The sequence below is a fragment of the Flavobacterium sp. KY-23415 genome (assembly GCF_055384985.1).
The window spans coordinates 3,267,451-3,282,319 of the sequence record NZ_AP044001.1; the positions used below are offsets into that span (position 1 = coordinate 3,267,451).

The following is a 14,869-nucleotide window of genomic DNA, read 5'->3' on the forward strand; positions in this document are numbered from 1 at the left end:
CAAAACTATAAAAAACCGTATCTTGGCACGTTTAATAAAAAGAATATAATTTTAATTTAAATACTTATGTCTGAAGGAGAAAAATTAATTCCTATTAACATTGAAGATGAAATGAAATCTGCCTACATTGATTATTCAATGTCGGTAATTGTATCAAGGGCGCTTCCAGATGTTAGAGACGGATTAAAACCAGTACATCGAAGAGTATTATTTGGAATGCATGAGTTAGGTATTAAATCTAATAGTGCTTATAAGAAGTCTGCAAGGATTGTTGGAGAAGTATTGGGAAAATACCATCCGCATGGAGACACATCAGTATATGACGCAATGGTGCGTATGGCTCAAGAATGGAGTTTGCGTTACTTAATGGTTGACGGACAAGGTAACTTTGGATCTGTAGATGGAGATAGTCCTGCTGCAATGCGTTATACAGAGGCAAGAATGCGTAAGATATCAGAAGATATGTTAGCAGATATAGAAAAAGAAACAGTTGATTTTCAATTGAATTTCGATGACTCTCTTGAAGAACCTAAGGTATTACCAACTAAAGTGCCAACATTATTAATAAATGGGGCTTCTGGTATTGCAGTAGGTATGGCAACTAATATGCCTCCTCATAATATTTCTGAAGTTATTGATGGAACTTTAGCATATATCGATAATAATGAAATTGAGATCGATGAATTGATGCAATATGTGAAAGCTCCTGATTTTCCTACTGGTGGTATTATATATGGATATGATGGGGTTAGAGAAGCTTTTAAAACAGGAAGAGGACGTATCGTTATGCGTGCAAAAGCTGGTTTCGAAGAGTCTAATGGAAGGGAAGCTATTATTGTAACTGAAATCCCTTATCAGGTTAACAAAGCCGATATGATTAAGAAAACGGCTGATTTAGTTAATGATAAGAAAATAGAAGGTATTGCTACTATTCGTGATGAATCGGATAGAAATGGTATGCGTATCGTTTATGAATTAAAAAGAGATGCTGTTCCTAATGTAGTTTTGAATACCTTATATAAATATACTCAATTACAATCTTCATTTAGTGTAAATAATATTGCCTTAGTGAAAGGTAGACCTGAAATGTTAAATTTAAAAGATTTAATTTATCATTTTGTGGAACACCGTCACGAAGTAGTTATTAGAAGAGCGCAATATGAATTAAGAAAAGCAGAAGAAAGAGCTCATATTTTAGAAGGATTAATTATTGCATCAGATAATATTGATGAAGTAATTGCGTTAATCCGTTCTTCTAAAGATGGTGAAGAAGCTAGAGCGAAGTTGATTGAAAGATTTGAATTATCTGAAATTCAGGCTAGAGCTATCGTTGAAATGCGTTTACGTCAACTAACAGGTCTTGAACAGGATAAATTAAGAGCAGAGTATGATGAAATAATGAAAATAATTCAAGGATTAAAAGATTTATTAGCAAGCAAAGAATTGCGAATGGAGCTTATAAAAACTGAATTATCTGAAATTAAAGAAAAATACGGAGACGAAAGACGTTCTAAAATAGAATATGCAGGAGGAGATGTTAGTATTGAAGATTTAATTGCCGATGAACAAGTTGTAGTAACGATATCTCACGCAGGTTATATTAAGCGTACTTCATTAACGGAATACAAAACTCAAAATAGAGGAGGAGTAGGACAGAAAAGCGCTGCAACTAGAGATCAAGATTTCTTAGAACATTTATTTGTAGCTACAAATCATCAATATTTAATGTATTTTACTCAAAAAGGAAAATGCTATTGGATGAGGGTTTTTGAAATTCCGGAAGGAACAAAAGCTAGTAAAGGAAGAGCGATACAGAATTTGATTAATATTGAGTCTGATGATAAGGTTAAAGCTTTTATTTGTACGCAAGATTTGAAGAATGAGGAATATATTAATAATCATTATGTGATTATGGCTACTAAAAAAGGTCAAGTTAAGAAGACTCCTTTAGAGCAATATTCTCGACCACGTCAAAATGGAATTAATGCAATTACAATTAAAGAAGATGACGAATTATTAGAAGCTAAACTAACAAATGGTAATAGTCAAGTATTAATTGCTGTTAAATCTGGTAAATTAGTCCGTTTCGAAGAAAGTAAAACTCGACCAATGGGTAGAACAGCCTCTGGTGTTCGAGGTATTACACTTGCAAATGAAAATGACGAAGTTATTGGTATGGTTTCAATTGATGAAAAACATGTTAATGAATCTCAAATTCTTGTTGTTACTGAAAATGGTTATGGAAAACGAACTAAGTTAGTAGATGATGATGGAGAAGATGTGTATCGTGTTACAAACCGTGGTGGAAAAGGAGTTAAAACTTTAAATATTACTGAAAAAACAGGTCAATTAATCTCAGTCAATGCTGTCACTGACGAAGATGATTTAATGATTATAAACAAATCTGGATTAACGATACGAATGGAAATTTCAGACTTGAGGGTTATGGGAAGAGCAACTCAAGGTGTTCGTTTGATTAATCTAAAAGGTAAAGATTCAATTGCTGCTGTAGCAAAGGTGTTAAGAGAGGAGGAATCTGATGTTGATGATGAAAGAGAAATCAATGGCACGGAATTTGATTCCACTGATACTGTAGGAACTAATGAATAAATTAAATAAAGCCCAAAATTAGTTTTGGGCTTTATTTTGAAACAACAAATAAAAATAATTTAACAAAATGAGATCAATTTTTTTAGGAGTAGCATTGCTATTAACATTAGCTACTTTTGCACAAAAAGACGAATTAAAAACACTGAAGAAAATTTATTCTAAAGATAAAATTTCAGAGAGAGATTTAGAGAAGTATAATGTAGCGATGATATCATTAGAATATTTAGCTAAAGAAAAATCAGATAAAATATATTCAGATTTTTATAAAACTGCATATCCATTTGTAGAATTTGTGTCTAAAGGAGAAGCAGCTACAATGAATGATAAAATAAAATTATTTTCACCAGAATATATTGAAAAGTATGGAAGTTTATTAGACGAGATAATTGTACTTGAACAAAAATCTGAAGATAAAGATTTTCATGAGTTGTTAACTATTCAAAAGAGAATTGCGGCAAGTAATATTACGGATATTGCCTATAAATATAATGAGCAAAATGATTATAAGAAAGCAAGCGAAATGTTTTATACTTTATACCGTTTTGATAAAGTAAATAAGGGAAGAGCTTTAGAAAATGCAGCAATTACTGCTTTTCAATCTGAAGATTATAAATTAGCTGAGAAAAGGTATAAAGAATTTTTGGACAGTGATTACTTGAATAAAGGAGTTGAGTATTATGCTAAAAGTGTAGGAAATGATCAAGAATATTTTTTTGAGACTAATGAGGAGAGATTGAAGTCTTTAGGAACAAAGCTTTATGATAGACCTAGAGATGTAAAGATGTCTTCCAAAAAACCTTCGGTTTATAAAACATATGCGGCTTTAGTTCAAGAAAATGGTGATGTTGAAAAAACTAAAAAAGTATATGCAGAGGCAAGAAATTTGTTTCCAGATGATGCAGATTTAAAAAATGATGAGGTTAAATTTTATTTTAATTTAGGGTATAAAGCTTTAGCAGATGATAAGGCAATTGTAGATGAAATCAATGCTAACTTAGATGATAAAAATAAATATGATTTGTTAATGTTGAAAAGAAAAGGAATATTTAAAAATGCTTTACCATTTTTTGAAAAAGCATATCAAATTTTACCGACAGATGTAGATTCTAAAAAATTAATGAATATGTGTTATGATGTTTTAGGTATGAAAGAAAAAATTGTTAAATAATTTTAAGACATTGAATATAGGCAAATTCAGAAGTAACAAGATTTTTTGAAAAATACTTTAAATAAAAACCTCAATTCATATTAATATAATTGAGGTTTTTTATTTTGTAGTAAAAATTATATGTTTTTATGATTTTTAAATTTGATATTTCTCAACAAGACGCACTTTTCCTATAAAGTATTTTTTTGAATACTTTACGCTGCTAGTTGTGTTTGATTTTTGTAAATTCTTCTTCCTATTTCTTTAGCATTAGCTGTATGTATTCCGAAAAAAATCCAAAGCATTTCACTTTTCTTGGTTCTAGCTTTTATCTTTCGTAAATTATAGTGCTCTTTTTCTTTGCCAAAACTACCTTCTAATCGAGTAGCTCTTTCTTTTTTAATTTCTGAGGCTAGCTTCTTTCTATGCTCTTCGTGTTTTCCAGCTTTTCCTTTTCTAACAAAGTCTGTTTGTATGTTATTTGTGGACGAAAAAGTTCTGTTTTTATTTGTGGCATAAATAGCATCAGCTCCAGTAATTCTTACTTTAGTTTTAGTTAGATTTTGTGCGCAAAATATACTGTTTTGAAATCGAGTTCCTTCGTTAAAGGCACGGTATTCTATATGTTCTATAAAATTGATTCCATCAATTTGAATTTTATTTACTTTTGCTCCAAATTCTACTTGTTTTACTTCTTTACCACGCACAATTGGGCGAATATAACTTTTATTTATGCTAACAATTCTATCGGGAACGCTTTTTCCTGTTGCAAAAATTTTTGATTGTTGTTGGTAAATAAGACGGATTATTCTGCGTTGTTTGCTGTATTTTGTGGTTGGCTCAAAGGAATATTGATTTTCAATTTTACTCAATTCTCCATTAAGTTTATATAATAATTTCAGAAGACCACGAGTCATTTTTGTTCGTTGCTTTGCTGTTTTTTTTCTTTTTCTAGAATACTCATTGTAGCGTTTACACCAATCAATATATTTGGTTCTTGGAAGTTTTATTTTTAAAATTCCACATAATGATTTCATTTGATTGTAATTCCACACAATACATTCCCAAAGTAGTTTCTCATTGGTAGGAAAACGCAACTCACTCTCATAACAAGTGGCATCTATCAAGACTTTGTCTAAATCATTCATATAAGGTAGCCAGCTTTTAGCTAATGTTTCTTGAACTTTTCGAACATCTAATTTTTTGGCTAATTCCATTCTTATTTGGCTAACTATTTTAAAATTTGTAAGCGGGGAATCTAGAGGTAATACAATATCACAAAAGTATTGCATGTAAACATTTCCGTTTAACAACTCGATTAGTTTAGCATCAGAACAACCATAATAGTTTTTTAGCATCATCAAGGCAATCTTACCTTTAGTACTAAAAATGCAATCTGGACCTTTTTTGCACGCTTTCAATTTAAAACTTTGAGAAAGTTCTGAAAAAGGTGTAGCTAGATGAATTTTACCTAAATCAGACTTTAGAAATTGCTCATAAAAAACATTAAAATCTTCATTGATAATATTTAAAGGCAATTTGTGCTGAAATTCACTTATTCGTATTATTTTTGACATACATATTTAAAAGAAAACCCCGTTTTTGACTCTTTTTGAGCATTCTCGGGGTTTGTTTCTTCTAAAATACAAATTAAATAACTGATAAGCAAGTATTTATTTAATTGTGAATGTGCCAATATAAAAAAAAGCTCCAATTGGAGCTTTTTTTTATATGATTTTTTTAATAACTCTTAACTTATGAGTATGACGATTTGTCTCTGCATTAAAAATACCTAAATGATCTAGCCGGTCTATTCTTACTTTTCCAGAGGCATGAATAATATAATTATTTTCCATCATGATGCCTACATGGATAATGTTTCCTTCATCATTATCAAAAAAAGCTAAATCACCAGGTTCACTCTCTTCAATAAAGCTTAATGCTTCTCCTTGAGAGGATTGCTGTGAAGCATCTCTCAAGATTTTATAGCCATTAAGTTTGTAAACCATTTGTGTAAAACCTGAGCAGTCAATTCCGAATGGAGTTTTTCCACCCCATAAATAAGGTGTGTTAAGATACATTAACGCTGTGATGATAATATTTGATTTGTTTTTTTTGCCGGATAATTTTAATCCGTCAAAAACACCAATTTTATCTACTATTTTGTTTTCAATAAAAGTAACACAGCTTCCTAGTGGTATGGGGATTAATTGATTGTTTGTAGTTGTTACATATTCAATTAAGTCACCATTAAGAATAGTTTCATCTTTTTCTAAAGTAAGAAATTGTTCTTCATTTATGTTAATATATTGTTTGTTGTTAATCCATCCTTCGTAATTGTCAAACGCTGTTTCAATCTTGGTCCATTTATTATCCAATTGTTCTAAAATTTTAAAATGGTCACCAAATAGTAATTGCGACACTTGTTCACTTCTATCTGATGGCTCAAGACGAATTGGTACAATTGCTAAGTTAGAAATTCCAAACATTTAATAGTAGTTGCGTTAATAATAGATTTATTTATGCTTTTTCAATGACTATAGCAGAAGCACCACCACCGCCATTGCAAATTGCAGCCGCACCAAGCTTGGCGTTGTTTTGTGAAAGAACATTTAATAGAGTAACAATGATTCTAGCTCCTGAACAACCTAATGGATGTCCTAATGAAACTGCACCTCCATTAATGTTTATTTTATTGGTGTCTATATTTAATATTTTAGCATTTGCTAAGCCTACAACAGAAAAAGCTTCATTAAATTCGAAATAATCTATATCTGAAATTGAAAGATTTGCTTTAGCTAATGCTATAGGTAAAGCCTTTGCGGGTGCTGTAGTAAACCATTTTGGTTCATGAGCAGCATCTGCATAAGATTTTATATAAGCTAAAGGTTTTAAACCTAATGCATTTGCTTTTTCTTCACTCATTAAAATTAATGCGGCAGCACCATCATTAATTGTAGAAGCATTAGCAGCCGTTACAGTTCCTTCTTTGGTGAAAACGGCAGATAATGTTGGTATTTTTTCTAGTTTTACGTTAGTATATTCTTCGTCTTTTGAAACTATAATAGCATCTCCACGTCTTTGTGGAACTTCAACAGGAACTATTTCAGCATCGAATTTGCCGGCATCCCATGCTGATGCTGATCTTTTGTATGATTGAATAGCAAAGTTGTCTTGTTCTTCTCTTGTTATTTTGTGTTCTGAAGCACACAAATCGGCACAAGTTCCCATAGCTTGATTGTCATATGCGTCAACTAAACCGTCTTTTTGCATGCCATCTACTAAGGAAGTTGGTCCAAATTTAACACCATTTCTCATGTGTACATAATGCGGTATTAAACTCATGTTTTCCATTCCACCCGCTACAACAACATCGGCATCTCCGCACATAATGGCTTGTGCACCTTGCATAACTGCTTTCATACCACTTGCACAAACTTTATTGATTGTTGTACATGCTACAGTGTCTGGAATACCTGCGTAGATAGCAGCTTGTCTTGCAGGAGCCTGTCCGTTTCCAGCTTGAACAACATTACCCATTAGTACTTCGTTTACTTCCTTAGGATCTAGATTAATTTTATCTAGGGCTCCTTTTATTGCAGTTGCTCCTAATTTAGTAGCTGGTACAGTCGATAACGCTCCCATGAAACTTCCAATTGGTGTTCTTACAGCAGAAACTATTACAACTTTTTTATTCATTACATTATGTTTTTAAGATTGAATTGCGAATTTACTATTTTTATTGGTAATTATGAACGAATTTTAATTTTAGGATTAAAAATATACAATATCACTATGTACTTTGTTATTTTATAAAAAAAAAGTTTTTATGTATGTAGTTGATTAGTAGAAATATATAAAAAATAGAAGAAAATTATTAAATAAATGTTGTGTAAAGTAATAAAATGTTATACATTTGCAATCGCAAAAAAGGATAAGTTCTTTGCTGATTATTGGAGAGGTGCCGGAGTGGTAACGGAGCAGATTGCTAATCTGTCGACGGGTAACCGTCGCCAGGGTTCGAGTCCCTGTCTCTCCGCTTAATCTTCGGGGTGTAGCGTAGCCCGGTTATCGCGCCTGCTTTGGGAGCAGGAGGTCGCAGGTTCGAATCCTGCCACCCCGACATAATGAATTATGGTTGCGTAGCTCAGCTGGATAGAGCAACTCACTTCTAATGAGTAGGTCCCAGGTTCGAATCCTGGCGCGATCACAAAAAAACCTTGTTATTGCAAGGTTTTTCTGTTTTATATAGATTTTTTATCTTATATATTTGCATTGTTTAGTTGTAAAAAGTAATAAAATGTTATACATTTGCAATCGCAAAAAAGGATAAGTTCTTTGCTGATTATTGGAGAGGTGCCGGAGTGGTAACGGAGCAGATTGCTAATCTGTCGACGGGTAACCGTCGCCAGGGTTCGAGTCCCTGTCTCTCCGCTTAATCTTCGGGGTGTAGCGTAGCCCGGTTATCGCGCCTGCTTTGGGAGCAGGAGGTCGCAGGTTCGAATCCTGCCACCCCGACATAATGAATTATGGTTGCGTAGCTCAGCTGGATAGAGCAACTCACTTCTAATGAGTAGGTCCCAGGTTCGAATCCTGGCGCGATCACTAAAAAAAGCCTTGTATTTGCAAGGCTTTTTTAGTTTTATGAATGTATTTTTATAAAAATTTTGATTTCAATTCAGGTGTTGGAATCATGCAAGCTTCTTTCTTTCCATACCATTTATACCTGTTTTTTGCTATATAATCGTAGATGGTGTTTTTGAATCCTTTAGGTAAGAAATTTAAATAACCTATTATTTGATATATTCCTTTTAAGTTGCGTGCAATTATTAAGGCTGCTTCTGCTTTAACATAATAGGCAATTCCAGGTTCATATAATATAATAGAATCTATTAGTTTAATGTCTAAATTTATGTGTTTAATGATTGCTTGACCTATTTCAGACTGAATCGCTGCAAATCGAAATGTGTCTTTAGAGTCATTTTTTATAATGAATTGCACGGAAGAATCGCAAAGATTGCAAACACCATCAAATAGTATTATCTTTTTATTTTTTGGTAAATTATCTAAACTCATATTTTTTATATTGGTTGAATATATTCTAATTGATCTAAACTTACTTTAGAGGTAAAAATACCATAATTAACAAAGGCTTTGTTTTTTTCAATTTTTTCGATTGATCCAATTGCTTTTCCATCACTCATTCTGACGCGATCGCCAACTTTTAAATTGACTTTTGGTTTGTTTTCTTCAGATTTTTGTGCTTTTATTTTCTTTTCTTTTTTCTCAATTCTGATTTCCTCTACTTTTTCATGTACTTCTGCAATAATTTTCTTTTCAACTTTTTCTTTTTCTTTTTTCTCTTTGACTGTGATTTTTTTTCTTTTTGAGTTTTCAATTTCAACCATTTTTAGAAAATCACCAATTAAAGTTTTTTTGTCTTTGTTGTTGAAATACCTTTCCGAAATATCATCTAAACGCTGTCCTAAATGAATTAAGCGTTGATTGGAATCATATAGTTCTTGATAGCGTTCTAATTTATCCTGAATTTTGGCGTTAATGTTTTCCATTTTTTTGCCTTCTTCACGCGCTCTAATTTCTTCTTCTTTTAAGGTTTGAGATGTTTTTTCTAGCTTTGAACGTTCTTTTTGAAGTGTGGCAATTGTTTTGTCAAAGCGCACTTTGCTACGTTCAATTTTCTTTTTAGCACGATTAATTAAACCAAACGGAATTCCGTTTTTTTGAGCAACTTCAAATGTAAATGAGCTACCTGCCTGACCTAGATGCAATTTATACATGGGTTCTAGTGTTTTTTCATCAAAAAGCATGTTAGCGTTAATAGCATAAGGAAGTTCGTTGGCTAATATTTTTAAATTTGTATAGTGTGTTGTTATTATTCCAAATGCTTCACGAGCATAAAACTCTTCTAAGAATGTTTCTGCTAATGCTCCTCCTAATTCTGGATCTGAACCTGTTCCAAATTCATCAATTAAAAATAAAGTTTTCGCATTACATTTTTTTAAGAAATAATTCATGTTTTTTAATCGATAGCTATATGTACTTAAATGGTTTTCAATAGATTGATTATCTCCAATGTCAGTTAGTATTCTGTCGAATAAAAAAGTTTCACTTCTTTCGTGTACAGGGATTAATATTCCTGATTGAAGCATTAATTGGAGTAATCCTATTGTTTTTAATGAAATTGTCTTACCTCCAGCATTTGGACCAGATATTACAATAATTCTACTTTCGTTATCTAACTCAATTGTTTGTGGGTGAACAATTTCATTTTTGGCTTTATTGTTTAGGTATAAAATTGGGTGATATGCTTCTCTAAAATAGAGGTGTTTTTCATTTGTTATAGTAGGTAAGATTCCATTTATGGTATTTGCATATTTGGCTTTTGCAGCAATTACATCAATATCACTTAGAAAATCTTGGTATTTTGCTAAAAGTGTTTTAAATGGCCTAATTGTATTTGTTAATTGTTTTAATATGCGAATGATTTCTTCTCTTTCATCTTGCTCAAGATTGCTCAATTCTCTCGAATATCTTAGAGTTGCTTCAGGTTCTATATAAGCAATACTGCCTGTTTTAGAGGTGCCAAGTACAGAACCTTTTACTTTTTTTCTGTTCATGGCTAAAACAGCTAAAACTCTTCTGTTTTCTACTACGGTTTCTTTAATGTCATCTAAATAACCAGATGAATTATATTGTGATAGTGCAAAACCAAAACTTTGATTTATTTTTCCTCGTACTAATTGCATACTTCTTCGGATATTTACTAAATCTGGAGAGGCACTGTCTTTAATTTCTCCGTATTTGTCGAAAACAAAATCGATTGCTTTATTGATTTCTTTTGTGCATTCAATTTCTAATCCTTTTTTGTTTAAGTTAGGATAATAATCGTTGAACTTTCTTAAAAAATGTAATAAAGTATTTGCTGTTTCTGCAACATGAGCAATTTTTTTGAAGCTATTAGCATCAAGAAAACTATCTTCAATCCCTAGAAATTTTATTTCTTTAGTTATTGTTTCAAAACTATGATTAGGTAATGCATTATTATTTGAAAACGAAGCAGTATATTCTGATGTTTGATACAAAGCTTCTTTTAAGCTTTTTTCATCTTTAAATGGCTGTATTTGATTGGCTTTTTCTTGACCAATTTCTGTATTGCATTTACTTGAAATAGTTTCTAATATAGTATAGAATTCTAAATCTTGTAATGTTTTATTTGTTACTGAAATCATTCGTTATTATATCAATTTTACTTGCAAATTTACGTTCTATTGTGCTATAAATGTATAATTTTGGTAAAATTTTATAGTATGTTGATAAAGTTAGAAAGTTCTTGGCAGAATATTTTGAAAAAAGAAATAGAAAGTGACTATTTTAATGTTTTATTAAAAAATTTAGAAGAAGAATATTTGCATAATACCTGTTTTCCTTCTAAGGATTTGATTTTTAATGCTTTTAATCAATGTTCTTTTGAAAACATTAAAGTTGTTATTATAGGTCAAGACCCTTATCATGGAGTTGGAGAAGCTAACGGATTAGCGTTTTCGGTAAATGATGATGTTAAGATACCTCCTTCTTTACGTAATATTTATAGAGAAATAAATTCAGATTTTGATATGATTTTTGAGCCTACTTCTGGTAATTTAGAACGTTGGGCAAAGCAAGGTGTTTTGTTGTTGAATGCTACTTTATCGGTTAGAAAAGATACTCCTAATAGTCATAAGCATTTAAAATGGCAACAATTTACAGACGCTGTTATTCAAAAGTTATCCAGTGAAAAAGAGTATTTAGTTTTTTTACTTTGGGGTGCTTTTGCGCAAAAAAAAGCTCAATTTATTGATGAAAATAAACATTTAATTCTAATATCTGGACATCCATCTCCAATGAGTGCAAACCAAGGAAAATGGTTTGGGAATAAACATTTTAGTAAAACAAATCAGTATTTAGAAGATAATGGTAGACAAAAGATAGTATGGTAGTTTTTTACTCTTAAGGATTAAAAGGTTGTGGATTAATTAAAAGTCAATTCACCTAAAATTTCTTCTTTCATAAAAGGACCACCAGGATATTTTGCAGTATAATCTAAATTCATCCAAATTTGACCTCTCTCGTCAATATGATAATGAATTTGTTGGTTTTTACTTTCGTCTTTAAATAATACTTCCTTAATTAAATATACGGCAGATTCTAAATTGTTTTTGTCTCCAATCAGCATTTCAGGATATAAATGCCCACCTGTATGAATAATTCTTGGCGTACCACCAATAGCTTTTATTGAAGCTGACATTAAAATGGCATGATCATCACAATCTCCAGAAAAATGTTGAAGACTTTCAGAGGCATAAGCTATATATTCTCTGCCTTTGGGGTCGCTAACATAGTTCCAATTGTTTTTGATTTCTTTGAAAATAGCAAAACATTGAATTAATGTTCTGTTTTTGTTGGTTTTTTTAATTTCTTTAAAATGTTTTGTTGTGGCATATAGAGCAAAATTTCTAACTTTTGGATTGCTAAAATCTACTGCATCTATTGTTTTTGATTTATTAGGGAATGGAAGAAGTTTTGATATGATTAAATCTTGTGGTTTCGGATTATCACTCATTGCATATATCATATAACGATAATCTTCATATACCCTTTGAAAACCATAACTGCCAAAAAGGGTACCATATATTAATGAAACTAAGTAAACAAAAATGCATAATATAATGATTGTCTTTAATAATTGAAGAATAATTTGAATTATTGCTAAAATTAAAATAAAAAGCAATACTCTATCTAGGTTATAAACCCAATGCAACTCTATAAAATTTTGATGAGCTATCAGAAAAACGGGAATTGCAATCAAAATATTTAGTAAAAAAATGATAACAATATCCCAAGGCTTTGGTAGTGAAAGCTTTTCTTTAAGTTCATTAAAAGATAGAGTAGGGATTGTCATTTCTATTTTAAAGCGATAAATTTAAATATTTATTTAATGATCATTTCAAATGGTAGAATATTTTCAATTATTTTTAACGTATATAATTGATTTTGTATTTTTTCTAACGTTTGTTTATCTATTTGTTTTTGAGACCAATTAGTCATTGAAAGCCATTCTTGTATGTCTGTTAACTTCTGATTATATTTTGATGCGAGTGTTCTATCTATACTCGGGATTTGTTTAAATTCTTCTGTAGTAGTGTTTATTATGTTGAGTATTTGTTCTATAATATAAGGATCATTTTCTAAAATTTCGTTTCGTACAGCTATAACAAAACAAGGCCACGGTGTTGGGCAATCATCTATTTTTCTAAAGGTGCCATTATCTACTAATGGTTTTGTCATGAAGCGTTCCCACATAAAGTAATCTGCATCTCCTTTCTTTAATGCTTCTACAGCTCCATCAATTGTGTTTACAATTTCAAACTGTAACTTCTCTGTGTCCCAACGATTGTTTTGTGCATTAACATAGCTCATTAAATGAGATCCAGAGCCAAAACGAGATATAGCAGCTTTGGTATTTTCTAAATCATTTATGCTAATATATTTTGAATTGGATGCTACATGAATTCCCCAAATTAAAGGTGATTTAACATATACTTGAACAATTTTACTGGGGTTTCCTGCCGTAATATCTTTAATAATCCCTTCGGTAAGGATAACAGCAACGTCTGTTTCACCATCGCGAAGCATTTGACACATTTTTCCAGTTCCTTCAGGAACGTCTGTCCACTGAAGATCAATTCCTGCTTCTTCAAATTCACCATCATCAATACACAAATGCCAAGGTAGATTGAAATGTTCTGGAACTCCTGCAATTTTTATAGTTTTCATAGTTAAGTAGCTGCTATTTATATTGCATAATTAAGTTTATGCTTTTGATATTAAAAATTATGAATAATTGAGTATTTATTTTTTAGAATATTTTCCAAAAATAAAACATATTTCATTTTTTTTAGCTCATTTTTAGTATAATTTTCTTAAAAAAAATATGAAGAATGAGTAATGCATTTTTATTTTAAAAACTTTTAATCGATAAAAAAATCATCTTGTCGAAATTTTCTTCAAAAAAAATAAAAACTGATTTACTTAAGAATAATTATTTTTAGTTTTGATTGTATTAAAAATCTTTTTTTAGAAAAAAAACGCTATATAGACTGCTTAACCATGATTATAAAAAAAAATAAAACTTTAGCATTTGCTATTGCCTTTTCTGTTGTTTCTATTTTTATGACTGTATTTTTACTATCTGAATCTTCAGATAATAGTAGTTATTTCAGTTTTTTTAGCAAGAAAACAGAATTAGAAACTTCCTATGAGAAAATTGATAAACTAATTCAAGAAAATGATTCACTAATGCAACAATTAAAGTTAGAATTAGAACATACTGAGGAATTAGAATATGAGAATAATTTGATGTTGAATGAATTGGATTTTAAAAATAAGCAAATCGATTCTTTGGAGAGAAATGTTCGTAGTTTAGAAAATTTAAAAAATGAACTTAAACTTGCAATTCGAAAACAAAAGGGAATTATTAGCTCGTTCAACTCTTCTACTATAGCTGAAAATGGAGATCAATTGAAGAGTAATATCAAATCTGCTGATAAAGAGTTATTAAAAAAGGATACTTTGAAAAATAATAAAAGTATTAAGAAAACATCTCAAATTGAAAGCTCTCCAATACAAGAAATTGTTAGGGATGAATATGATGAAGTTAGATTGTTAAATTTAGATATTAAAACATTGTTTACTAAGGGTAATAATATCAAAAAGGAAACTACTAATGCTAATAAAGTAAATACCATCGAAGTGAATTATACTTTATACAGAGATAAAGATAGTAATGAATCTACAAATAAATTTTACATTCAAATTTTTGATACAAATAATAGAAACCTTGTAAATACATATATTGCAAATATAAATGGAAAAGAACTTGTTTATAGCTATATCTCCGAAGTAGAATCTGATAAATTAGTCAATACTGTTAAAGGGGAATATTCGCTTCAGGGATTAAATTTGCATGAAGGAATTTATTTTTTCAATATTTTTAATAGTGATGGTAGATTACTTTCTTCAAGAAGTTTTAGATTGGATTAATTTTTTATTAGA

The 14,869-nt window shown here is 30.6% G+C and carries 11 protein-coding genes and 6 tRNA genes; 10 read left to right on the forward strand and 7 right to left on the reverse strand.

Annotated features, from left to right (window positions below; genetic code table 11):
• Positions 1–66: 66 nt before the first annotated feature.
• Positions 67–2,610 (forward strand): DNA gyrase subunit A, encoded by a 2,544-nt coding sequence (gene gyrA, locus ACZ49Z_RS14340; RefSeq protein ID WP_464304993.1) that lies wholly within the window; start codon positions 67–69, stop codon positions 2,608–2,610.
• A gap of 67 nt (positions 2,611–2,677) precedes the next feature.
• Positions 2,678–3,778, forward strand: coding sequence for a hypothetical protein (locus ACZ49Z_RS14345; RefSeq protein WP_464304994.1), 1,101 nt, complete (start codon positions 2,678–2,680; stop codon positions 3,776–3,778).
• A 194-nt stretch (positions 3,779–3,972) separates the two neighbouring features.
• On the opposite strand, the gene ACZ49Z_RS14350 is transcribed toward ACZ49Z_RS14345, so the two are convergent.
• The 3 genes from ACZ49Z_RS14350 to ACZ49Z_RS14360 form a co-directional block, all read right to left on the reverse strand.
• Entirely contained in the window at positions 3,973–5,334 is a 1,362-nt protein-coding gene (locus ACZ49Z_RS14350; RefSeq protein ID WP_464304430.1) for a transposase family protein, read from the reverse strand.
• A 150-nt stretch (positions 5,335–5,484) separates the two neighbouring features.
• Positions 5,485–6,246 carry a C40 family peptidase gene (locus tag ACZ49Z_RS14355; RefSeq protein WP_464304995.1) on the reverse strand — a complete coding sequence of 254 codons (762 nt, stop codon included), beginning with the start codon at positions 6,244–6,246 and terminating at the stop codon, positions 5,485–5,487.
• Positions 6,247–6,277: 31 nt separating this feature from the next.
• Entirely contained in the window at positions 6,278–7,456 is a 1,179-nt protein-coding gene (locus ACZ49Z_RS14360) for an acetyl-CoA C-acyltransferase (RefSeq protein ID WP_464304996.1), read from the reverse strand.
• Between the two features lie 256 nt (positions 7,457–7,712).
• Between ACZ49Z_RS14360 and ACZ49Z_RS14365 the strand changes: the two genes are divergently transcribed.
• The 6 genes from ACZ49Z_RS14365 (at position 7,713) to ACZ49Z_RS14390 (ending at position 8,362) form a co-directional block, all read left to right on the forward strand.
• A tRNA-Ser gene (locus ACZ49Z_RS14365) sits at positions 7,713–7,796 on the forward strand.
• A gap of 9 nt (positions 7,797–7,805) precedes the next feature.
• Positions 7,806–7,880: transfer RNA gene (locus tag ACZ49Z_RS14370), tRNA-Pro, on the forward strand.
• A 13-nt stretch (positions 7,881–7,893) separates the two neighbouring features.
• A tRNA-Arg gene (locus ACZ49Z_RS14375) sits at positions 7,894–7,967 on the forward strand.
• Positions 7,968–8,107: 140 nt separating this feature from the next.
• Positions 8,108–8,191: transfer RNA gene (locus ACZ49Z_RS14380), tRNA-Ser, on the forward strand.
• Positions 8,192–8,200: 9 nt separating this feature from the next.
• Positions 8,201–8,275 (forward strand) — tRNA-Pro (locus ACZ49Z_RS14385).
• A 13-nt stretch (positions 8,276–8,288) separates the two neighbouring features.
• Positions 8,289–8,362 (forward strand) — tRNA-Arg (locus tag ACZ49Z_RS14390).
• Positions 8,363–8,413: 51 nt separating this feature from the next.
• On the opposite strand, the gene ACZ49Z_RS14395 is transcribed toward ACZ49Z_RS14390, so the two are convergent.
• Complete coding sequence (locus tag ACZ49Z_RS14395; protein ID WP_464304997.1) at positions 8,414–8,833, reverse strand: thiol-disulfide oxidoreductase DCC family protein; 420 nt, start codon at positions 8,831–8,833, stop codon at positions 8,414–8,416.
• A 5-nt stretch (positions 8,834–8,838) separates the two neighbouring features.
• Positions 8,839–11,007, reverse strand: a complete 2,169-nt coding sequence (locus ACZ49Z_RS14400) for an endonuclease MutS2 (RefSeq protein ID WP_464304998.1) — start codon at positions 11,005–11,007, stop codon at positions 8,839–8,841.
• 78 nt (positions 11,008–11,085) lie between these two features.
• Here ACZ49Z_RS14400 and ung point away from each other — a divergent pair, with 78 nt between their 5' ends.
• Positions 11,086–11,754, forward strand: coding sequence for a uracil-DNA glycosylase (gene ung / locus ACZ49Z_RS14405; protein ID WP_464304999.1), 669 nt, complete (start codon positions 11,086–11,088; stop codon positions 11,752–11,754).
• Positions 11,755–11,786: 32 nt separating this feature from the next.
• Here ung and ACZ49Z_RS14410 read toward each other — a convergent pair whose 3' ends face one another.
• Both ACZ49Z_RS14410 and ACZ49Z_RS14415 read right to left on the reverse strand, forming a co-directional pair.
• A complete protein-coding gene (locus tag ACZ49Z_RS14410) occupies positions 11,787–12,716 on the reverse strand; it encodes a transglutaminase (RefSeq protein WP_464305000.1) in 930 nt (309 codons plus the stop codon).
• A 29-nt stretch (positions 12,717–12,745) separates the two neighbouring features.
• The gene (locus ACZ49Z_RS14415; RefSeq protein WP_464305001.1) at positions 12,746–13,591 is read right to left on the reverse strand and encodes a substrate-binding domain-containing protein; all 846 of its coding nucleotides are present in this window, start codon (positions 13,589–13,591) and stop codon (positions 12,746–12,748) included.
• A 333-nt stretch (positions 13,592–13,924) separates the two neighbouring features.
• Here ACZ49Z_RS14415 and ACZ49Z_RS14420 point away from each other — a divergent pair, with 333 nt between their 5' ends.
• Complete coding sequence (locus ACZ49Z_RS14420; RefSeq protein WP_464305002.1) at positions 13,925–14,857, forward strand: hypothetical protein; 933 nt, start codon at positions 13,925–13,927, stop codon at positions 14,855–14,857.
• Positions 14,858–14,869 lie beyond the last annotated feature (12 nt).

Excerpts from the sequence above, each read along its gene's own strand:
- ACZ49Z_RS14360 (WP_464304996.1), bottom strand. The coding sequence starts at position 7,456 with ATGAATAAAAAAGTTGTAATAGTTTCTGCTGTAAGAACACCAATTGGA.
- ACZ49Z_RS14350 (WP_464304430.1), bottom strand. The coding sequence starts at position 5,334 with ATGTCAAAAATAATACGAATAAGTGAATTTCAGCACAAATTGCCTTTA.
- ACZ49Z_RS14345 (WP_464304994.1), top strand. The coding sequence starts at position 2,678 with ATGAGATCAATTTTTTTAGGAGTAGCATTGCTATTAACATTAGCTACT.
- ACZ49Z_RS14415 (WP_464305001.1), bottom strand. The coding sequence starts at position 13,591 with ATGAAAACTATAAAAATTGCAGGAGTTCCAGAACATTTCAATCTACCT.
- ACZ49Z_RS14355 (WP_464304995.1), bottom strand. The coding sequence starts at position 6,246 with ATGTTTGGAATTTCTAACTTAGCAATTGTACCAATTCGTCTTGAGCCA.
- gyrA (WP_464304993.1), top strand. The coding sequence starts at position 67 with ATGTCTGAAGGAGAAAAATTAATTCCTATTAACATTGAAGATGAAATG.
- ung (WP_464304999.1), top strand. The coding sequence starts at position 11,086 with ATGTTGATAAAGTTAGAAAGTTCTTGGCAGAATATTTTGAAAAAAGAA.
- ACZ49Z_RS14420 (WP_464305002.1), top strand. The coding sequence starts at position 13,925 with ATGATTATAAAAAAAAATAAAACTTTAGCATTTGCTATTGCCTTTTCT.
- ACZ49Z_RS14400 (WP_464304998.1), bottom strand. The coding sequence starts at position 11,007 with ATGATTTCAGTAACAAATAAAACATTACAAGATTTAGAATTCTATACT.
- ACZ49Z_RS14410 (WP_464305000.1), bottom strand. The coding sequence starts at position 12,716 with ATGACAATCCCTACTCTATCTTTTAATGAACTTAAAGAAAAGCTTTCA.
- ACZ49Z_RS14395 (WP_464304997.1), bottom strand. The coding sequence starts at position 8,833 with ATGAGTTTAGATAATTTACCAAAAAATAAAAAGATAATACTATTTGAT.